This window comes from Halobacillus yeomjeoni, from assembly GCF_020171525.1.
In the GTDB taxonomy this organism is placed as follows: Bacteria; Bacillota; Bacilli; order Bacillales; family Halobacillaceae; genus Halobacillus; species Halobacillus yeomjeoni.
The window spans coordinates 754,460-773,325 of the sequence record NZ_JAIVAI010000001.1 but is presented as its reverse complement, the minus strand read 5'-3'; the positions used below and the strand labels follow the sequence as shown (position 1 = coordinate 773,325).

The following is an 18,866-nucleotide window of genomic DNA, read 5'->3' as shown; positions in this document are numbered from 1 at the left end:
GAATAAATAACGAAAAGGAGGGGGTCATTATGCATATCGATCGTGTCCATCTATACACAAATCGCATGGATGAACTGAAAGATTTCTACATAAGGAAGCTTGAATTTGAATTGGTATCTGAAAATGATCATAGTTTTGAGATGAAAATAGGCTCCAGCAGAATGGTGTTCCATTCTACACTAAAGAATCGCCAGCCTTTCTATCACTTTGCTTTCAACCTCCCTTCCAATAAATTCGAAGATGCTAAGCAATGGGCGAAGGCGAAAGTATCCTTGTCCAAAGAGGAGGGGGAGGATGACGTTTACTTTGATTTTTTAAAGTCCAAGGCTTTCTATTTTACGGATCCTGGAGGGAACATTGTGGAACTGATCGCCAGGCAGTCCCTCTCGCCTGTTGACAAAAAAGAGGGTTTTCATCCAACCCGCCTGTTAAATATCAGTGAAATGAGTTTGACGACAGACGATGTATTGACAGTCGGAAGGCATCTTCAAGGTATGGGCTTACCTGTGAGAGAAGGAGAGCCGTTAGAAATGGACACTTTGAACTTTTTAGGTGAAACCAAAAGTGGTGCTTTCCTGTTGCTTGGACCTCAAGGAAGAAGGTGGATTTTTTCTGAGCAGCATGCTGAAACTCACCCTCTGAAGATTAAGGTGAACGGAGGGAACTTCATTGAACTCAATGAAGAAGGGGAAGCATCCATCACTCATTCTTTTTAAACAGCGTTTGATCTCGTTTCCACCTTTAAATATTTGCAGCGGGAGGTGTTGCAGCTGATAAGAGAAGCGGAAGCACGCGACATCGAACCGATGTCAGTATTGATGGGCCACCTCGGGTACCCGACAACCGTAGAAGAAATGGAGCATAGATTTAAAAACATATCGATGACATCCACTTATCACACTCAAGTGGCGGAAGTGAGTGGTCTTGTAGTCGGAATGGTCGGTATGGTTCTTGGTCTCCCATACAATCGCAACAATCCTTACGTACGAAATGTGGCTTTTGTAGTAGATGAAGATTTTCGGAATCAGGGGCCGGATCAGGTTTACTGCAAGCAGCTGAAGAGTGGGCCAGGAGTCGAGATGCTGATATGCTCGTGTTGAACAGTGGAAACCGGACGGAAAGAAAAGATGCCCATCTTTATTACTCAAATAGGGGCTTTGAAGGTAAGGCGACAGGTTTTTATAAGAAGCTTACATGAATGGCATTAGAGGAGTTTATATAGAAAAATACAAGGAGGGTTCAACATATGATCAAAGGAGTCCATCATGTTCAAATTACAATTCCTAAGGGTGCTGAAGAAGAAGGGAAGAAATTTTACTGTGATCTTTTAGGTTTGGAAGAAGTGGAAAAGCCTGACGTGCTGAAAGGCCGAGGTGGCTTCTGGTTGAATGTAGGGGATCGCGACGTTCATGTGGGGACAGAAGATGATTTCGATCGTTTGAAAACGAAAGCTCATGTCGCTTATCAGGTCAATGATATTACATATTGGAGAGAAGTACTTGAGGAAAATGACATTGAAATCTACGAATCTGTACCTATTTCAGGCTTCGAGCGCTTTGAATTCAGAGATCCATTCGGTAATCGTGTTGAGATGATCGAAGAGAATTCATAGAAATGGGAATGCAAAACAAGATCTGTGAACTTGGCTTTAAATCAGTGTAGAGTCCCGAGATTACCTGCGTGGGAGAGAGCGGATGGAATGTATGGTGAAAAATAAAAAGTGAGATGCGATAGAAAGCACCTCACTTTTTAATTCCTATTATCTTCGATGGGAGCTTGTTTCTTCCTGGACAGCCTCCCGAGGATACATATTTTCATTTTCGGTTTTGTTCGATAAGAATGTACGGTACACTTTATCTTCATGTTTTTGATCCGTTTCTACAATTACGATGGTTTTCCCGTCTTTCAAATATTTTTCATACTGTTTAGCGTCTTCCTCAGACATCCCTGCACCTACAAGGGCACCGACTATTCCTCCGCCACCAGCTCCGACTCCAGCACCAGTTAGGGTCGCTGCAAGAGGGCCGGCAGCTGCCAGTTGACCGATTCCAGGGATCGTCAGTAATCCAAGGCCTGTAACTAATCCTGTAAGGCCGCCCAGGACTCCGCCTGACGCCGCTCCAAGACCTGCCCCTTTACCGGAATTTTTTCCTCTCCCACCTTTATTGGATGTAACTTGGGTACCTGTTTCATCTTCAATCACATTCACCTTGTTTTTATCTTTCGCAAAAACTGAGATGTCTTTCGCTTCAAAGCCTTGTTCTTTCAATTGCTGAATAGCTCTTTCTGTGTCTCCTACATGAGAAAAAACTCCGCCAATAATTTTCTTTTCCATAGATAAAAATCCTCCTTTGAATAAGTCTCTCACTTATTCAATACCCGCCATAAACTAAAATAATCTATATATGTCATATAAAGGTAATTTAAAACCATACAACAATAGAAGGGTTGGTATGGGAAAGATCAATAAACACAATAGATTTTAGAGAGATATAACAAAAATTGCTGAGCTTGAAAAAAATTCTTTGTAGGGTTGACTTTGCCAAATAAAGGATGTAGAGTTGTAATTAATTATTCTTGTTCGTTTAGGAATGAAAGAAGAAGGAACGAGTAAGTGACTTTTGTCTTGAATGAATATGCAGAGCAAAAATAGTAATATCATGTGGAATGAGTTCCACGCAGGAGGTAACAACATGTTACAAGGTAATGTTAAATGGTTCAACGCTGAAAAAGGTTTCGGATTTATTGAAGTAGAAGGTCAAGACGATGTATTCGTACATTTCTCTGCAATCCAAGGCGAAGGTTTCAAAACTCTTGAAGAAAACGAAACTGTATCTTTCGAAATCGTCGAAGGTAACCGTGGACCACAAGCAGCAAACGTTCAAAGATAAATACGAACCAAAAGGCTTCCTTAACGGGAAGTCTTTTTTTATGTTCAATTTTCTATAGTCACGGATAGACAAAAAAAGAGCACCCGGGAAGGGTGCTCTTTTACTGTTTATTCTTCATCTTCGTCGAACCATAACGGGGAATCATTTTCAACTTCGCCGTTATAATTGATTAAAATTTCTTCTCCGGCTGGAATGTCTTTATATGCATAAAACTCGAACATATCATTTTGAAAATTGATTTTATAGTTGGCGTTCGGAGTATATGAATGATTAAACATCATGCCATACCCTAAGACGAAAGCGGTATGGTGTTCGCCATATTGAAAGGCATAATCCGCTAATAATGTCTCTTCAATCTTATCGTGCTGCTCATTCGGATATGGAATGACAGGAGCTTCGTGGATCAACTCGCTTTTGGAAATATCTCTTTTCGCAAATACGCCTCGACTGAAGTCATCTTCATTTGTAAGGGCCGTTGTTTTGATTTCGATCATGTTAGTCACCTGCGCTTTCCTGCAACGAATCCTATTCCACCTTAGTTTGACAGCTATGAAGCAATAAAGCAACCTTAGTCTCATTTCAATACATAAAACTACCCCATCGAAGAGTGGTGTTTTTGAATACTCACAGCTTATCAGCGGTTCATTCGTTTGAACTGAGTAGGGGAGACATTGTGAATTTTTTTGAACACACGATTGAATGTACTTAAGGATTGATAACCGACTTCATACGCTGCTGTAGACATGTCATAGGAATGATTTTTAATGAGAGCACCGGCTTTCTGGATCCGGATCAAGTGCAAATATTCCAGAGGAGTCATTCGTTCAGATGCTTTGAATAAGCGGTGCAAATGGTATTTACTGATGTTCATTTTTAATGCCAAACGATCGAGAGACAGTTCTTCATCATAATGACTCTGTATATATTCCTTCAGTCTGGCCGCGACCTCATTGTTTGATGGGACCGATGTACGTTGGTTGGCTTCCCAGAGGCTTGAGTGAGAACCTTTGGTATGTTCCAACAATAAAAAAGCGAGCTTTTCCTCTAAGGAGAAAGCCGAATCCACACCTTCCATTGAAGCGGATTGAAACATTCCGTAAGCGGCCTTCAATAAAGGAGGAGGCGTGTCCTGGATGGGATGGAAGTCTACCACGCTAAGTGCGTCACCTGTGTGGTGTTCATACACTTTAGACAAAATATGTTGATTGAAACTGATTAACATAATTCGATTATGGTCCCCTTTAGCTTCGTGCTGGTGGCGATCACCAGGAGGGACGAGGAGGGACTGATTTTCAGCCAGTGTCTGTTTTTTATAGTTGTGAAAAGCAGATAGTTCGTTGGAAATCGGTACACTCATTTGAAAGTGGTCGTGTGTATGAGCTTCATCTGCTTCTCCATTATGTAGATCGAACAATAAGACGCCTGTGTGGTTTAAGTCTAGACGCAATTCCAATGTGTTGACCACCTCCGCAAGATTTGCCTGTCATCAGGCAAGAAGTGAATAGAGTGAACGTCTTTTTTTCCATACACTTTAGGTTACTGATATGGAAAAAGGAGAGGGTTCGTTTGATATCATACTTTAAAGATGTTTCAAGAATCATTTGGCTTCATTCAATAGGTCATGGGCTGCTGTCTTTCAATTCCATTGTGCTCTTACCCTTCCTTACTTTATATATGTACGAGCACTTTGATGAAAACTTGCTGCTTACAACGTTGGTGATCGGTGTGCAGCCCCTGACGGAGATTGTCCTCACTATAGCTCTCAGTGGTGTCATCGATCGCTGGAGGAGGAGGACGGTGTTATTGAATTCACTGCTTTTCCAGTTTGTCGCCATTTCAGGTTATGTTTTCGCCGAAGATTTATGGATGTTTGTGGTATTGGCGGTTCTTAATGGGATCGGCCGGTTTGTGTATATTCCAGCTTCAAGAGCACACATCTCACAATCTGTGCCTTTACATAAACAAACAATAACTTTCGCCTTATTAAGTACCGCATCCAGTATAGGTGCTTTGACAGCACCGGCAATCAGTGCAGGGTTTGTGGAATTCAACCACCAGTTATTGTTTGTGGTCTCATCTTTGCTCCTAGCTGGCTATTGGCTGCTATGTTTCCGTTTCCTTCCCAGGGAAGAAGGTGAGAATTCGAAAAAGGTTTCCAACAATCAGGAAAAAAGCCAATCCCCCTCTAAAATATTATGGTGGCTGGGGATGGCGATGTTACCCATAAGTCTTTACCATGCCCAGTTGGAAACGAACTGGCCGATATTCTTAAAGGAGAACCTTTTGAATTACCTGGTTGTTTTTTCTCTACTTGAGACGTTGAGCACTTTTATATTCATCGGGTTTGAAGTGTTATTAGTGAGATTAGTGAAACCGATGCCAAGGATTCGAGTGATTCAAATGGGATACTTGTTTTACGGTATTTCGTCACTTGGATTTGGGTTGTCCTATCACATAGTGGGTTTTATTTTATCACAGCTTATGTTCTGTTTGGGAGCAATCTTCACTTTGAATGCGATGCAAACACAAGTCAGCATTCTGGCACCTGATCAATTGAAAGGAAAATATTTCGCTCTTTTCGGGCTGCACTGGGATATATCCAGATCCACAGGGCCTTTTTTAGGAGGGTTACTGATGACAGCAATTGATGGTAGTGGATTATTTATCACTGTTGCTATCCTTCTCATATCAGGGGGAATCCTGCAGACGTCTGTCATAAAAAAAGTGTCAGACTACCAGCAGATGGGGGTGGATTCCAATTCGGTTTCACTATAGTATCCTTTATAAAAACCTGCTTTTTATGCTTTGAGCTATGTCTTAGCTCCGAGAGTAAATGCTCCATCAAAATCATGAGCAGACGTTTTTTAAAAATCACTATACACCAGTGTCATGACAGAATATGTGCTGCATAAATGCTTATTAAAAAGTGGATGTTACGTAATCAGATCTCAAAAATAAAACAAACTAGAGAAGAAGGAGGGATATTTATGGGTAAAAAAGCGAAGAACAAAAGTAAACAGGACCTGAAGGCTCTAAAGCGTGAAAAAGGTGCTAAGCAAGAGACCAGCCGGGATAATGAAGCATAAAACCCAGGCTTGATGCAAAAAATAAAAGAGAGGAAGCATTGCTTCCTCTCTTTTATTAATGGACTGTTCGGTAGAGGCCGACGACTTTTCCTAGTATAGAAACATCATTTAAGATAATCGGCTCCATGGTGGCGTTCTCAGGCTGTAAACGAATATGGTTCTTTTCTTTGAAGAAACGTTTGACTGTCGCTTCTTCATCTTCAGTCATAGCAACGACGATATCTCCGTTCTGAGCAGTCTGCTGCTGCCTCACAACGACCATATCACCGTCAAGAATACCTGCCTCGATCATACTCTCTCCCTGTACGATCAATACGAACGTATTTTCTTCTGACCCAGCCAAAGTATCTGGAAGCGGCACATATTCTTCTATGTTTTCAACTGCAGTAATAGGCGAACCGGCGGTAACTTTACCGATTACCGGTGCGTAGGCTGCTTCACTTCTAGGGATACTGTGGTCTTCCTCCAGTTCAATGACTTCGATCGCTCTCGGTTTTGTCGGGTCTCTTCTGATGTACCCTTTTTTCTCAAGTCTTGATAGATGACCGTGAACTGTAGAACTGGATGCGAGACCGACGGATTGACCGATTTCCCGTACTGAAGGTGGGTACCCCTTCAATAATACCTGCTCTTTTATAAAATCTAGTATTTCTTGCTGCCGCTTCGAAAGTTTGCTCATAGAATGCCACCTCGTACATAGAATTATAGTAACCACATTGTACCATGTATATTTTATAAATACAAACAAGCGTTCGAGAAAAACGGTTGACAAGAACCTATGTTCGTATATAATTGGAGTTAACAAAAGGCGAACAGAAGTTCTCAGGAACGTTCGTTCTAAAAAATGGAGGGTCTATCAAATGTTCAACAAACTATCAAAACTTGATGTCACTTATCTAGTATTGTTCGTAGCGAGTTTAGCATTACTATACTTTTCTATGGTCACAACCGGATAACTTGTATTATCCTTTTAGTCGTACTATGAAAAGAGGAGACCAGTCATCATGAAAGTAATCCTGTATTGCCGAGTCAGCACGGAAAAAGAAACGCAAGTATCTTCATTGAATAGACAAAAGCTTGAACTGACAAGAATGGCCGAACAACATGGGATGGAGATCATCGATTGTATTGAAGAACAAGCAAGCGGGTATGATATCGAACGCGAAGGGATCTACCGCGTACTTGAATATTTCTCCAACCAGGAAGCGGATACCCTGTTTATTCAGGATGAAACGAGGCTTGGACGGGGGAACACGAAAATCGCCTTATTCCATCAATTGAATAAACTTGGAATTTCTATATATTCCTTATCCCACGAAGGGGAGTTGGAGATGTCGGAGTCAGATTCAATGGTTTTGCAAATAGTAGGGGTCGTTGAAGAATATCAAAGGAAGATACATAATATGAAAATTCGCCGGGGCATGAGGAAGGCTGTTCAGGAAGGGTATAATCCCGCTGCCAACTTGTCTAATCAACACCATGCCCCGGGCAGGGAAAGAAAAGAGTTTCCTATAGAAGAAGTCGTCCGCCTTCGAAATAGTAAGCTTAGCTTCCATGATATTGCAGCTACATTGAGGGGGCTTGGGTATGATGTATCTAAAGCCACTGTCCATCGAAGGTATCAAGAGTACGTTTCACTTGAAAATAATGAATAAGAAAGTTAGGATAGAGAAGACAAGGGTCACAGGCCACTTGTCTTTTTCTTGTAAATTAACCCATCCTAATGAAAAGGGGTATGTTCCATGCTATCTCAAGACAAAATTAACCGTATAAATGAATTGGCCAATAAATCCAAGAAAGAAGATTTGACTAAATCAGAAAAAGAAGAGCAGCAAAAACTTCGCCAGGAGTATTTGAAGAGCGCTCGCAAGTCATTCAAGAACCAATTGAAAGGTGTGACTGTCGTCGATCCTGAAGGAAACGATGTGACACCTAAAAAGCTTAGAGAAATGCAGAAAAACGAAAAGAAAAATTAAAATGATACCCGTACTCCGAGAAGTACGGGTTTTGTTGTTTAAAAATTCAATATAAGGGAAAATTAGGTTAGATTCCGTTTGAATCTTTACATCACTTGTGTCTTGAGCGTTTTCATTATAGGATAATACATGGTACATATTCAGGAAATGAAAGGGGAAAAAATGTATATGGCAAACAGCCTTGAACAAACATCAATCAACACTATTCGTACTTTATCTATTGACGCAGTAGAAAAAGCCAACTCCGGACACCCAGGTATGCCGATGGGCGCAGCTCCAATGGCTTATACGCTTTGGACTAAATTCATGAACCATAACCCGAAAAACTCCAGCTGGTTCGATCGTGATCGTTTCGTGCTATCGGCAGGCCACGGATCCATGCTTTTATACAGCCTGCTCCACCTTTCAGGGTACAACGTGACAATGGATGATTTGAAATCCTTCCGTCAATGGGACTCTAAAACACCAGGGCACCCTGAATTCGGGCATACAGATGGTGTCGAAGCAACGACAGGTCCATTAGGTCAAGGAATTTCCATGGCCACTGGTATGGCAATGGCGGAAGCTCATCTTGCAGCTAAATATAATCGTGATGACTATAAAATGGTCGACCACTATACGTACGCGATCTGCGGTGATGGAGACTTGATGGAAGGGGTATCCCAGGAATCTGCCTCCCTTGCTGCTCACCTTGGTCTAGGAAAATTGATCGTCCTTTATGATTCCAACGACATCTCTCTTGATGGTGACTTGGATCGTTCCTTCAGTGAGAGCGTAGAAGACCGTTATAAAGCTTATGGCTGGCAGGTCATCCGTGTCGAAGATGGTACGGATACAGAAGAAATCGCTGCGGCAATTGAAAAAGCGAAGCAAAACACGAAACAGCCGACAATGATCGAAGTGAAAACAGTAATTGGTTACGGGGCTCCTACCAAGTCTGGTAAGTCCGCTTCACACGGTGCACCACTTGGTGAAGACGAAGCAACTAAAACGAAAGAATTCTACAAATGGGACCATGAGCCTTTCCATGTGCCGGATGAAGTATATCAAGACTTCAAGGAAAAGGTACAACAAAACGGAGAAGAAAGAGAAGAAGCATGGAACTCCCTGCTTGAACAATACAAGGAAGCTTACCCTGAACTTGGTGCTGAATTCGAAGCAGCTATCAATGGTGAACTCCCAGAAGGATGGACTGGCGAACTTCCGACGTACAAAACCGGGGAAGACAGTCCTGCGACCCGTGCAGCTTCTGGTGATGTAATCAACAGTCTTTCTAAAGCTGTACCGAATTTCTTCGGTGGAAGTGCAGACCTTGCAGGTTCAAACAAGACGATGGTGAAAGAAGAAGAAGACTTTACAAGAGAAAATTATGCCGGCCGTAACATCTGGTTCGGTGTACGTGAATTTGCCATGGCTGCTGCTTTGAATGGTATGGCACTTCACGGTGGTCTGAAAGTATATGGCGGAACATTCTTCGTCTTCAGTGACTACCTGCGCCCAGCGCTTCGTCTATCCGCATTGATGAATCTTCCGGTTAACTATGTGTTCACCCACGATTCTGTAGCGGTTGGTGAAGATGGCCCTACCCACGAGCCGATCGAACAGCTGCCTTCTCTACGTGCGATGCCGAATCTTTCTGTCATCCGCCCAGCGGACGGAAATGAAACAAGTGCTGCTTGGAGAGTCGCGCTGGAATCCAACACGACTCCAAACGCACTTGTATTGACTCGACAAGGCCTGCCTACACTAGAAGGTACAGAAGAGCACGCATACGAAGGTGTGAAACGTGGCGCTTATATCTTGAGCGATTCAGATAAAGAACAACCGGATGCAATCCTTCTTGCTTCTGGTTCAGAAGTGCAATTGATCGTTGAAGCTCAAAAGCAGTTGAAGAAGAATGGCTATGACGTCCGCGTCGTAAGTGTTCCATCCTTCGACCGATTTGAAGCACAGGATGCGGAGTATAAAGAAAAAGTACTTCCATCAAGCGTACGTCAACGTCTGGCCGTCGAAATGGCTGCTTCCTTCGGTTGGGAGCGTTATGTCGGACTGGACGGTACCGTGATCGGAATCGATAAGTTCGGTGCATCTGCACCAGGAAACACTGTAATTGAAAATTACGGTTTCACTGTTGATAATGTTGTTAAACACGCGGAAAACTTAATGAAGTAATATGATGATAAGCTGCCGGTATACCGGCAGCTTATTTTTTATTAGTAGCTTAAAAAAGACGGCTCTGGTTCTTTCGACAAAAAACGAATCCTTGAACAAGCATAAAGTGACAGAAAACCTGTAACGACTCTCGTTATAATACGGAAAAGGGGAGGGAAGACCGATGCAGTTCATTATTTTTTCTATCAAAAAAGAGATTGCCAGCCAATATTACTATAAAGTAGATTTGATGAAGCGTTTTTTTGAAGAGATTTTAAATAATCCACAATCATTCATCTATATACGGCAGTTATCTTATATTACGGATTTATTTCCCTTCCAAGAGTGGTTAGAAGAGCATTCCCCTGTGAAAAAACAGTTAAAAAACAAGATGTCTTATCGTTCATCTCTTTTCGAGAAGGCTCTTCCCTATGGTATAATGGAGCCAAAGAACTACTGTTGTCTTTTTCAGTGTGATAACCTTCTGCAGGCAGAACAAATGGTGTTTGATCCCTTGCGGAAATCTTCCCATGCATTTTACATCATGGAAGCTACCGGTGAGTATTACGGATGGATCTCTCCAAAAGTCGGTCAGAGGTTATTATCGTAAAACCCCTATTGTATTTCAGTGAACGTTTTACTATACTGTTATGGGAGACAACACGAAGGAGGAAGACGAAGACATGACTTTGGGGATCGTTTGGGTTATCATCATTGCCCTTTTAGCCCTTGTCGGTGGAGCCGCGCTAGGCTTTTTCATCGCAAGAAAGTATATGATGAACTATCTTAAGAAAAACCCGCCAATCAACGAACAAATGCTGCGCACATTGATGATGCAGATGGGGCAGAAGCCTTCACAGAAGAAAATCAATCAAATGATGCGTTCCATGAACAATCAAATGAAATAATAGTACAGTTTTCCTAAGGAAGACTGGATCTGAAACCCGACCACCTTTTCTCATCCATCTTGAGAAAAGGTGGTTTTTTTATTTTGTAAGCCAGCATACGTTAACAAAACTCTCTGGAGGAAATCCTCAATATTTGTCGAATTTAATAATGTAAAAGAAGGGGGGATTTGTATGGAATATCATTTAGGTCTGCCCGGTACCAAGCCCGTCAAACCAATTCAGCAAGTATTGGCTGAAAATCAGTATGCAAGCAGGTTTTATGAGCAGATCGTCCGTATGATTTGTGATTTTGAAAAAGAATTGGACCCTGATCATGAAGTGGGGGCGAGGCTGGTTTCGTTTGGTCAAGCAGTACAATTCCACATCCAAGGTCTCAGTTACCAAAACCCCAGCTTGATTACGTTTTATGGATATTTAGAAAGTGGAGCAAAAGTTGAATTGATTCAACATGTCAGTCAAATCAGCTTCCTGTTAATGTCCCTTCCGAAACAGGAGCAAAATGAACCTGCCAGGCGGATCGGGTTTCAATTGAAAGAAAAAAATTCATAAAAAAGGGTGTCTTCACGTAAAATCATACTCCTAAATTGTACTAAGAGGTGGTTAAGGTCTCTTTTCGATGTTGTTAGAGGGGCTCTTACACACCTCTTTTTATGGAGGAAGTCTCACAAGCTCTGTCAGGTTTTCAATCTTTCTTCCGCATAAACATGGCCCATAACGAGTACACAAACTTTGTATGGAGCTATCGTCCTAATCATCCATCCTCCAGTTAGGGGAAACGTGAATTCACAACAAATATGAAAGTATAAGCGAAACGCGATATATCACATAAGTTCACAGTACGTTCATCGTTTTTCAAGAAGATGTCTGGTACAATGGATTTCTAGATTAGCATTGGAGGATTGACCTATGTCAGATATCAACATATTTTTAGCGTTCGGAGCAGGGTTTCTATCCTTTATATCTCCATGCGTCCTGCCTTTGTACCCAGCGTTCCTTTCCTACATCACAGGAATGAGCGTCAATGAATTGACAGAAGATAATGGCATGTTGAAGCGTCGGAGCCTGATTCATACCATTCTGTTTTTGTTAGGTTTCACGACCATCTTTTTAATCATCGGATTTTCAGGATCCTTTCTATCTCAATTTCTCATTCAAAACGAAACGATCATTCGCCGCTTAGGTGCAATTCTGATTATCTTTTTCGGGTTTGTCATCATCGGCGTATTCAATTTCCAATTCTTGATGAAAGATCGCAAAATCACATTCAAAAACCGACCGGCCGGTTATCTGGGTTCTTTTCTGATCGGTCTCACTTTTTCACTAGGCTGGACCCCATGTACAGGGCCGATATTATCCGCCGTGCTCGTCCTTGCCGCAGACAGCCCTGATCTGTTTTTGGTCATGATGCTTTCCTATTCAATGGGCTTTTCGCTTCCATTCTTGATTATGTCTTTCTTCATAGGAAAGATGAATTGGATCAAAAGACACAGCTCGAAAATCGTCAAAATTGGCGGTTATATTATGATTTTTATGGGAATCGCGTTATACTTTGATTGGATGACCAAACTCACTTCTTATCTCATCGGTTTGTTTGGTGGATTCCAAGGGTTCTGAATCATGGATTTCTGAACGATTTTATATTATGATAGAACTATTGATAAAGAAAAAAGGAGTATAGGTATGACCCGTACAAACGACATCATTCTTAGAGCTACGACAACACTAATCGCCTTTATACTACTAGGGTTTTCCATTTACTTATTCTTTGCAGGACACAATGCACCTGGTGGTGGTTTCATCGGGGGCTTGATGACTTCTGCTGCATTCGTGCTGATGTATATGGCCTATGGGTTTAAAGCGATGGAAAAAATTCTACGAATCAATTTCCGCTTTGTCATCCCTGTCGGATTGATCATTGCACTGGCCACAGGTATTGGATCCTTTGTATTCGGCCAACCGTTCCTGAGTCAAACGTTTGCTTATTTCCAATTGCCGGTCCTAGGTAAGACGGAGTTGGCAACTGCTTTATTATTCGACTTAGGTGTATACTTAACTGTTATCGGTGTGACGATGACGATTATCTTGACCATTGCCAACGATCATGAGTAACGAAAAGGCATATCATTATGGTATGCCTTTAAATTTGGGATTTGGACAGAATAGAAAGAGTGAAATGATATGTTTTGGTTGATTATAAGTACGATCGGAGCGGCTTGTATGGCTACAGGAATGATTTTTTTGAGGCTGAGGGCTGCTAAACGTCCTGCAAGTGTCAGAAAGATCATCCTGCCTCCTATGTTCATGAGTACGGGAGCATTGATGTTCGTCATTCCAATGTTCCGGGTAGAATGGATCCAAGTGCTTGAAGCGTTTTCTGTAGGCGTTCTGTTTTCATTTTTATTGATTCGGACCTCCAAGTTTGAAGTGCGTGGGGATCATATTTACTTGAAGCCTTCGAGAGCATTTATCTTTATTCTGTTCGGCTTACTGATCTTGAGGATTGTCCTGAAACTGGTCATCGGACAAACCGTCTCATTCGGTGAAACGAGCGGAATGTTTTTCTTGTTGGCGTTCGGTATGATTTTGACTTGGAGGATTGCGATGCTGAAGCAATTCTTACAACTTGAAAAAAAGCTGCAAAGGAAAAAGGACCTAGCTTAACGGCTAGGTCCTTTTTAACGTTCTAATAAAGATTCATAAGGCTCGAAATCGATCTCTTTTTCCTCGAGTTTTTTTATCAAAAACTTGTGGTCGCGTTTCGGAGTCGCTTTTATATATCCTTCAATCAGAATATCTTGTGTAATTTTCTTTTTCTTCTTTTCCAATGCAATTTGACCGATCCGGCCCGCAATTTTTTGTCTGGCAACGTCCCGGAATATTTCCGGTACCGGGGAAACCAGTTCTTCCAATAAGTCTTTTTGCTCCTGGGACCACATGTTTCGCGTCTGATCGACGTAATATTCTTCCCAGTCGATAATTGATTTTCCATCCTCTTTCGGCAGGCGTTTGAGAAACTTACGGAACATGAAATATCCGCCAATACTCATCAGCCCGACCATGATGACGATCCACCCGACGATAAAGAGGGCAAACCCACCTGACATATGATCACCTGTTTCATTTTCTAAGTAAAGATTTTAATCTAAATCAATTATAAAAGGTACATCTCGGAAATACAAGCATAGCTGCACGAAAGGGGGGAGAGGGGAAAGCGTAGTCCGGATTTTCAGAAAAATTCTACACATTCATTTTACTTATAAATCGTTTTCATTTACAATAAAAGTTGGGATTTGTGACTTTGTTGCTGAATAAAGCGCAAATTGTAGAATTTGGGGAATGGGGAACCGTTCAAACGTGTTCACCCATTGAATATTGATGAGGGGGTAAAAAAGGAATATGGCTAGCAATGCATATAATGCTCGCAAACAATTTGACCTAAACGGCCAAACGTACAACTATTACGACTTGAAAGCCTTAGAAGATGCGGGACACGGTAAGATTTCCCGTCTGCCTTTCTCCATCCGTATCCTTCTGGAATCTCTTTTACGTCAACACGACGGACGTGTCATCAAGGATGAGCACGTAGAGAGTCTAGCAAACTGGGGGACTGAAAACTCTAAAGGGGAAGACGTACCATTCAAACCTTCTCGTGTAATTTTGCAGGACTTCACTGGTGTTCCAGCTGTCGTCGACCTTGCATCCTTGCGAAAAGCGATGGTTGATATGGGTGGCAGCCCGGATAAAATCAACCCGGAAGTTCCAGTCGATCTTGTCATTGACCACTCTGTACAAGTAGACAAATACGGGACTCCTGATGCTTTGAACATCAACATGGAGTTAGAATTCGAACGTAACCAAGAACGCTATGAATTCCTTCACTGGGCTCAGAAAGCCTTTGATAACTACCGTGCGGTTCCACCTGCAACTGGAATCGTTCACCAAGTAAACCTTGAATACATCGCCAATGTCGTTCATGCTGCAGAAAATGGCGACGGCACACATGATACTTATCCAGATACACTCGTCGGTACCGACTCACATACTACAATGATCAATGGTCTTGGTGTCCTTGGCTGGGGTGTTGGTGGTATTGAAGCAGAAGCAGGAATGCTTGGACAGCCTTCATACTTCCCGGCTCCGGAAGTCATCGGTGTTAAACTGAATGGAAGCTTCCCACAAGGCACGACAGCGACGGACTTGGCATTGAAAGTAACGCAGAAACTGCGTGAACAAAATGTTGTAGGCAAGTTTGTCGAATTCTTTGGACCTGGTCTTCAGGAAATGCCGTTGGCGGATCGTGCGACGATCTCAAACATGGCGCCTGAATACGGTGCGACTTGTGGTTTCTTCCCGATTGATGGAGAAACACTTGAATACCTACGCCTGACTGGGCGCAGCGAAGAACAGATTCAACTTGTAGAAGAATACTGCAAGAAGAACAGTCTTTGGTATGATCCTTCTTATCAGGATCCAGAATTCACTTCACTTGTTGAAATCAATCTTGAGGAACTGGAACCGAACTTGTCCGGTCCAAAACGTCCACAAGACTTGATTCCTCTATCTCAGATGAAAGAGTCCTTTGAAAAAGCGATCACCGGCCCGGCTGGTAACCACGGATTTGGACTGGATAAATCTGAGTTTGACAAAGAAGTAGAAGTACAGTTTGAAAATGGCGATAAAACGGTCATGAAAACAGGTGCACTTGCAATTGCTGCGATTACTTCCTGTACAAACACTTCCAACCCTCACGTTATGCTGGGCGCGGGTCTTGTCGCGAAAAAAGCGGTTGATAAAGGCCTAGACGTTCCTGAATACGTGAAGACATCCTTGGCGCCAGGATCGAAAGTAGTTACACGCTACCTTGAAGATTCCGGTCTGATGGATTACTTGAACACACTTGGATTCAACCTTGTAGGTTATGGTTGTACGACATGTATCGGTAACTCCGGTCCACTACTGCCTGAAATTGAAAAAGCGATTGCAGACAGTGATCTGACTGTTTCATCAGTCCTTTCCGGTAACCGTAACTTCGAAGGACGTATTCACCCGCTCGTAAAAGCGAACTATTTGGCATCACCGCCACTTGTTGTCGCTTATGCGCTTGCAGGTACAGTGGATATCGACCTTAAAAACGATCCGCTTGGAAAAGATAAAGATGGAAACAACGTTTACTTCGACGATATCTGGCCATCTCAGGAGGAGATTAAAGAGGAAATTTCACGTGTCGTTACACCGGAAATCTTCCGTAAAGAATACGAAAGCGTGTTCAACTCCAATGAGAAATGGAATGAAATCGATACGACAGATGAGCCGTTGTACGATTGGGATGAAAGCTCTACGTATATTCAGAATCCACCATTCTTCGAAGGTTTATCCAGCGATCCTGAAACGGTCAAACCGCTTAATGGAATGCGCGTAATTGGGAAGTTCGGTGATTCTGTAACGACTGACCACATTTCTCCAGCAGGTGCGATTCCTAAGGATATGCCTGCCGGCGAATACTTGCAGGAAAATAACGTAAGTCCACGTAACTTCAACTCTTACGGTTCCCGCCGTGGTAACCACGAAGTTATGATGCGTGGTACGTTCGCCAACATCCGTATCCGTAACGAGCTGGCTCCTGGTACAGAAGGTGGCTTCACCACTTACTGGCCGACAGAAGAAGTCATGCCGATTTATACTGCTGCCATGAAGTATCAACAAGATGATACACCATTGATGGTTATTGCAGGTAACGATTACGGTATGGGAAGCTCCCGTGACTGGGCGGCGAAAGGTACCGATCTACTCGGTATCAAGACTGTCATCGCTGAAAGCTTTGAGCGTATCCACCGTTCAAACCTTGTTATGATGGGAGTTCTACCTCTTCAATTCAAAGATGAGGATTCCGTTGAATCCCTTGGATTGACAGGACGTGAAACGTTTGGTGTTGAAATTGGTGAAGACGTTAAACCTCATGACCTTGTCAAAGTCACTGCGACAAGCGAAGATGGAGATAAGAAAGAATTTGAAGTCGTCGCTCGTTTCGATAGTGAAGTTGAAGTAGACTACTACCGTCATGGTGGTATCCTTCAAATGGTTCTACGTAACAAATTGAACTAAGAAATGCTGATAAAGCTGCCCTTAAAGGGCAGCTTTTATTTTTTGAACATTTTATTGCTTTTGAAACGAATACCTTTACAAAATCATTGATGCTTCTATATTCTTAAAGTATAGAATAAAATGGATGTGGACGTAGGGAAATAAATTTAGAAGGACAAGAGGGTGACAAATCCTTAGTGTTTTGTCCGTCCCTCAATTCTTTGGACAAGCAATAATTATAAAGGATAATTTATTCAGATGTATCGTTTATTTAGACTTCTCTCATGCGGGAGGAGTCATAGGAGGAAAGAATATGGTCAAAAGAATCCTCGCTGGAGTTTTGCTGCTTAGTCTTTTGGCAGTAGCTGTATATAGTTTGCTGGATGAGAAGAAATCTGAAAGTACAGAAGCAGATAATGAAGCGGAAATTCAGCAAGAAGAAGACGGATCTTCATCTAAAGGGGCAGGTATGGTTTCCCCGAATGCGCCCGAAGGATTGAAAGTCGGGGAAAAAGCTCCGGACTTTACACTAGAAACGCTGAATGGGGAAACCGTGAACCTTTCGGAGTTGAAAGGGAAAAAAGTATTCATTAATTTCTGGGCGACCTGGTGTCCGCCATGTCGTGAGGAAATGCCCGAAATGGAAAAATTCCATCAAGAGTACGGGGATGAAGTTGAAGTGTTGGCTATCAATTCAACAGGGGCTGAAAAGAACATTGAAAAGGTAGAATCTTATGTGCAGGAAGGTGGATACACATTCCCGATTCTGCTTGACCCTGATCTTGAAATGAATCAAATTTATCAAGCGATTTCCATACCGACAACGTATTTTATAGGTACAGATGGTGTCATTCAGCAGCCAAGAAAAGTTGGTCCGATGACATATGATTTTATGGTTGAAATGAAGGAAAAGTTAAATTAGGAATAATTTTCATTTTATTGGGAATCCTTATCATAAAAAGGAGAGATTCCCATGAGAAAAATTCAATCCATATCTTTCGAAGAACGTGTGAAAGAAAACATCCGTTCCATCAAAGAAGATCAGAAATTGATGGATGCCATCGATGAGCGAATTGAAAAACGTCATTATGATAAAATCAAGCAAATCCCATCATAACCTGGTGGGATTTGCTTTTTTGTATCTGCTTAACTTACGAGCCATTTTATTCTTTATTCGGTTTGAAGGTTTATGAACAAAAAAAACATTTCACATATAAACAACCACAAACTTTCAATCGTTCATAAAACACCAACCGCACCCATAAACGTTAAGAACCGGTCATCTTTTTCCAGAATCACTCACGGTCATTTCCGGTCATCCATCATGTGTAACCACTTGACTCACAACAATTCCTGGCATCCGTTTTTCAAAGAATAAAACCATCGTTCAAGGGAAAAGTAACCGATGACTCGCTTAATTTGTTGAGTCGATTTCAATTCCAGGAGGCTGACGACATGTCCCATAAACAACAACACATGGCGAACCAAAAACCGAATCCGGATAACCGGGCAGATAACGTAGATAAATTACAGGAAAAGGTGACGAACACAATTGAGAATATTGAAGCGTCACATGATTCCATGCAGTTTGCTACTGAAGAAGAAAAACAGAACATCGAAGCTAAAAACAAACGTAGAAACCAATCGATTGAAGCCATGCGCCAAGAAATCAAGGATGAAGCGCGAAATCAACAATATTAAACAAGTCATTAGTAACCGCTCCTTTAATGGGGCGGTTTTTACATAACCCTTTTCTGCAATCAAGTCCGTCTA

The 18,866-nt window shown here is 42.1% G+C and carries 23 protein-coding genes; 18 read left to right on the top strand and 5 right to left on the bottom strand.

From position 1 onward, the window contains the following. Positions 1 to 29: 29 nt before the first annotated feature. From LCL89_RS03980 to LCL89_RS03970, 3 genes are all read left to right on the top strand, one after another. Positions 30 to 716, top strand: coding sequence for a VOC family protein (locus LCL89_RS03980; RefSeq protein WP_224807855.1), 687 nt, complete (start codon positions 30 to 32; stop codon positions 714 to 716). Positions 717 to 764: 48 nt separating this feature from the next. Then, positions 765 to 1,100, top strand: a complete 336-nt coding sequence (locus LCL89_RS03975) for a GNAT family N-acetyltransferase (protein WP_224807852.1) — start codon at positions 765 to 767, stop codon at positions 1,098 to 1,100. A gap of 146 nt (positions 1,101 to 1,246) precedes the next feature. Continuing rightward, positions 1,247 to 1,612 carry a VOC family protein gene (locus LCL89_RS03970; protein WP_224807851.1) on the top strand — a complete coding sequence of 122 codons (366 nt, stop codon included), beginning with the start codon at positions 1,247 to 1,249 and terminating at the stop codon, positions 1,610 to 1,612. Between the two features lie 147 nt (positions 1,613 to 1,759). Here LCL89_RS03970 and LCL89_RS03965 read toward each other — a convergent pair whose 3' ends face one another. Beyond that, positions 1,760 to 2,335 (bottom strand): general stress protein, encoded by a 576-nt coding sequence (locus tag LCL89_RS03965; protein WP_197316006.1) that lies wholly within the window; start codon positions 2,333 to 2,335, stop codon positions 1,760 to 1,762. Positions 2,336 to 2,693: 358 nt separating this feature from the next. On the opposite strand from LCL89_RS03965, the gene LCL89_RS03960 reads away from it, so the two are divergent. Further along, complete coding sequence (locus tag LCL89_RS03960) at positions 2,694 to 2,891, top strand: cold-shock protein (RefSeq protein ID WP_014641831.1); 198 nt, start codon at positions 2,694 to 2,696, stop codon at positions 2,889 to 2,891. A gap of 107 nt (positions 2,892 to 2,998) precedes the next feature. Here LCL89_RS03960 and LCL89_RS03955 read toward each other — a convergent pair whose 3' ends face one another. Both LCL89_RS03955 and LCL89_RS03950 read right to left on the bottom strand, forming a co-directional pair. Beyond that, positions 2,999 to 3,385, bottom strand: a complete 387-nt coding sequence (locus LCL89_RS03955; RefSeq protein WP_197316008.1) for an SET domain-containing protein — start codon at positions 3,383 to 3,385, stop codon at positions 2,999 to 3,001. Between the two features lie 140 nt (positions 3,386 to 3,525). Next, entirely contained in the window at positions 3,526 to 4,344 is an 819-nt protein-coding gene (locus LCL89_RS03950) for a helix-turn-helix domain-containing protein (RefSeq protein WP_197316009.1), read from the bottom strand. A 113-nt stretch (positions 4,345 to 4,457) separates the two neighbouring features. Between LCL89_RS03950 and LCL89_RS03945 the strand changes: the two genes are divergently transcribed. Beyond that, positions 4,458 to 5,666, top strand: coding sequence for an MFS transporter (locus LCL89_RS03945; protein WP_224807849.1), 1,209 nt, complete (start codon positions 4,458 to 4,460; stop codon positions 5,664 to 5,666). 366 nt (positions 5,667 to 6,032) lie between these two features. On the opposite strand, the gene lexA is transcribed toward LCL89_RS03945, so the two are convergent. Then, a complete protein-coding gene (gene lexA / locus LCL89_RS03940) occupies positions 6,033 to 6,656 on the bottom strand; it encodes a transcriptional repressor LexA (protein WP_197316011.1) in 624 nt (207 codons plus the stop codon). A 325-nt stretch (positions 6,657 to 6,981) separates the two neighbouring features. Here lexA and LCL89_RS03935 point away from each other — a divergent pair, with 325 nt between their 5' ends. From LCL89_RS03935 to LCL89_RS03895, 9 genes are all read left to right on the top strand, one after another. After that, positions 6,982 to 7,632, top strand: a complete 651-nt coding sequence (locus tag LCL89_RS03935) for a YneB family resolvase-like protein (protein ID WP_197316012.1) — start codon at positions 6,982 to 6,984, stop codon at positions 7,630 to 7,632. Between the two features lie 87 nt (positions 7,633 to 7,719). Next, positions 7,720 to 7,953, top strand: coding sequence for a DUF896 domain-containing protein (locus LCL89_RS03930; RefSeq protein ID WP_224807847.1), 234 nt, complete (start codon positions 7,720 to 7,722; stop codon positions 7,951 to 7,953). Positions 7,954 to 8,121: 168 nt separating this feature from the next. Beyond that, positions 8,122 to 10,125, top strand: a complete 2,004-nt coding sequence (gene tkt, locus LCL89_RS03925) for a transketolase (protein WP_197316014.1) — start codon at positions 8,122 to 8,124, stop codon at positions 10,123 to 10,125. Between the two features lie 163 nt (positions 10,126 to 10,288). Next, positions 10,289 to 10,714, top strand: a complete 426-nt coding sequence (gene sirA / locus LCL89_RS03920; protein ID WP_224807845.1) for a sporulation inhibitor of replication protein SirA — start codon at positions 10,289 to 10,291, stop codon at positions 10,712 to 10,714. A 73-nt stretch (positions 10,715 to 10,787) separates the two neighbouring features. Further along, positions 10,788 to 11,012, top strand: a complete 225-nt coding sequence (locus LCL89_RS03915) for a YneF family protein (protein WP_128522670.1) — start codon at positions 10,788 to 10,790, stop codon at positions 11,010 to 11,012. 171 nt (positions 11,013 to 11,183) lie between these two features. Then, on the top strand, positions 11,184 to 11,561 hold the full coding sequence (locus tag LCL89_RS03910; RefSeq protein ID WP_224807843.1) for a DUF6173 family protein: 378 nt from the start codon (positions 11,184 to 11,186) through the stop codon (positions 11,559 to 11,561). Between the two features lie 357 nt (positions 11,562 to 11,918). Continuing rightward, positions 11,919 to 12,626, top strand: a complete 708-nt coding sequence (locus LCL89_RS03905; protein ID WP_224807841.1) for a cytochrome c biogenesis CcdA family protein — start codon at positions 11,919 to 11,921, stop codon at positions 12,624 to 12,626. Positions 12,627 to 12,692: 66 nt separating this feature from the next. Then, positions 12,693 to 13,121 (top strand): Na(+)/H(+) antiporter subunit B, encoded by a 429-nt coding sequence (locus LCL89_RS03900; RefSeq protein WP_197316018.1) that lies wholly within the window; start codon positions 12,693 to 12,695, stop codon positions 13,119 to 13,121. Positions 13,122 to 13,190: 69 nt separating this feature from the next. Further along, entirely contained in the window at positions 13,191 to 13,673 is a 483-nt protein-coding gene (locus LCL89_RS03895; protein WP_197316019.1) for a CcdC family protein, read from the top strand. A 14-nt stretch (positions 13,674 to 13,687) separates the two neighbouring features. Here LCL89_RS03895 and LCL89_RS03890 read toward each other — a convergent pair whose 3' ends face one another. Continuing rightward, entirely contained in the window at positions 13,688 to 14,116 is a 429-nt protein-coding gene (locus tag LCL89_RS03890) for a DUF2621 domain-containing protein (protein WP_197316020.1), read from the bottom strand. A 292-nt stretch (positions 14,117 to 14,408) separates the two neighbouring features. Here LCL89_RS03890 and acnA point away from each other — a divergent pair, with 292 nt between their 5' ends. The 4 genes from acnA to tlp all read left to right on the top strand — a co-directional run bounded on the left by acnA (position 14,409) and on the right by tlp (position 18,794). Next, on the top strand, positions 14,409 to 17,114 hold the full coding sequence (gene acnA / locus LCL89_RS03885) for an aconitate hydratase AcnA (RefSeq protein ID WP_224807839.1): 2,706 nt from the start codon (positions 14,409 to 14,411) through the stop codon (positions 17,112 to 17,114). Between the two features lie 292 nt (positions 17,115 to 17,406). Continuing rightward, complete coding sequence (locus LCL89_RS03880; RefSeq protein ID WP_224807837.1) at positions 17,407 to 18,015, top strand: TlpA family protein disulfide reductase; 609 nt, start codon at positions 17,407 to 17,409, stop codon at positions 18,013 to 18,015. A 51-nt stretch (positions 18,016 to 18,066) separates the two neighbouring features. Then, positions 18,067 to 18,210: an FbpB family small basic protein gene (locus LCL89_RS03875; protein WP_197316023.1), complete on the top strand. Its 144-nt coding sequence runs from the start codon at positions 18,067 to 18,069 to the stop codon at positions 18,208 to 18,210. Positions 18,211 to 18,548: 338 nt separating this feature from the next. After that, positions 18,549 to 18,794, top strand: a complete 246-nt coding sequence (gene tlp, locus LCL89_RS03870) for a small acid-soluble spore protein Tlp (RefSeq protein WP_404813394.1) — start codon at positions 18,549 to 18,551, stop codon at positions 18,792 to 18,794. The last annotated feature ends 72 nt before the right edge of the window (positions 18,795 to 18,866 follow it).

What these genes read in the sequence shown, in the direction of transcription:
- LCL89_RS03915 (WP_128522670.1), top strand. Translation starts at nt 10,788, where the DNA reads ATGACTTTGGGGATCGTTTGGGTTATCATCATTGCCCTTTTAGCCCTT.
- LCL89_RS03980 (WP_224807855.1), top strand. Translation starts at nt 30, where the DNA reads ATGCATATCGATCGTGTCCATCTATACACAAATCGCATGGATGAACTG.
- sirA (WP_224807845.1), top strand. Translation starts at nt 10,289, where the DNA reads ATGCAGTTCATTATTTTTTCTATCAAAAAAGAGATTGCCAGCCAATAT.
- LCL89_RS03930 (WP_224807847.1), top strand. Translation starts at nt 7,720, where the DNA reads ATGCTATCTCAAGACAAAATTAACCGTATAAATGAATTGGCCAATAAA.
- tlp (WP_404813394.1), top strand. Translation starts at nt 18,549, where the DNA reads ATGTCCCATAAACAACAACACATGGCGAACCAAAAACCGAATCCGGAT.
- LCL89_RS03875 (WP_197316023.1), top strand. Translation starts at nt 18,067, where the DNA reads ATGAGAAAAATTCAATCCATATCTTTCGAAGAACGTGTGAAAGAAAAC.
- LCL89_RS03935 (WP_197316012.1), top strand. Translation starts at nt 6,982, where the DNA reads ATGAAAGTAATCCTGTATTGCCGAGTCAGCACGGAAAAAGAAACGCAA.
- acnA (WP_224807839.1), top strand. Translation starts at nt 14,409, where the DNA reads ATGGCTAGCAATGCATATAATGCTCGCAAACAATTTGACCTAAACGGC.
- LCL89_RS03970 (WP_224807851.1), top strand. Translation starts at nt 1,247, where the DNA reads ATGATCAAAGGAGTCCATCATGTTCAAATTACAATTCCTAAGGGTGCT.
- LCL89_RS03965 (WP_197316006.1), bottom strand. Translation starts at nt 2,335, where the DNA reads ATGGAAAAGAAAATTATTGGCGGAGTTTTTTCTCATGTAGGAGACACA.
- LCL89_RS03905 (WP_224807841.1), top strand. Translation starts at nt 11,919, where the DNA reads ATGTCAGATATCAACATATTTTTAGCGTTCGGAGCAGGGTTTCTATCC.
- LCL89_RS03955 (WP_197316008.1), bottom strand. Translation starts at nt 3,385, where the DNA reads ATGATCGAAATCAAAACAACGGCCCTTACAAATGAAGATGACTTCAGT.
- LCL89_RS03890 (WP_197316020.1), bottom strand. Translation starts at nt 14,116, where the DNA reads ATGTCAGGTGGGTTTGCCCTCTTTATCGTCGGGTGGATCGTCATCATG.
- tkt (WP_197316014.1), top strand. Translation starts at nt 8,122, where the DNA reads ATGGCAAACAGCCTTGAACAAACATCAATCAACACTATTCGTACTTTA.
- LCL89_RS03900 (WP_197316018.1), top strand. Translation starts at nt 12,693, where the DNA reads ATGACCCGTACAAACGACATCATTCTTAGAGCTACGACAACACTAATC.
- LCL89_RS03960 (WP_014641831.1), top strand. Translation starts at nt 2,694, where the DNA reads ATGTTACAAGGTAATGTTAAATGGTTCAACGCTGAAAAAGGTTTCGGA.
- LCL89_RS03895 (WP_197316019.1), top strand. Translation starts at nt 13,191, where the DNA reads ATGTTTTGGTTGATTATAAGTACGATCGGAGCGGCTTGTATGGCTACA.
- LCL89_RS03880 (WP_224807837.1), top strand. Translation starts at nt 17,407, where the DNA reads ATGGTCAAAAGAATCCTCGCTGGAGTTTTGCTGCTTAGTCTTTTGGCA.
- lexA (WP_197316011.1), bottom strand. Translation starts at nt 6,656, where the DNA reads ATGAGCAAACTTTCGAAGCGGCAGCAAGAAATACTAGATTTTATAAAA.
- LCL89_RS03910 (WP_224807843.1), top strand. Translation starts at nt 11,184, where the DNA reads ATGGAATATCATTTAGGTCTGCCCGGTACCAAGCCCGTCAAACCAATT.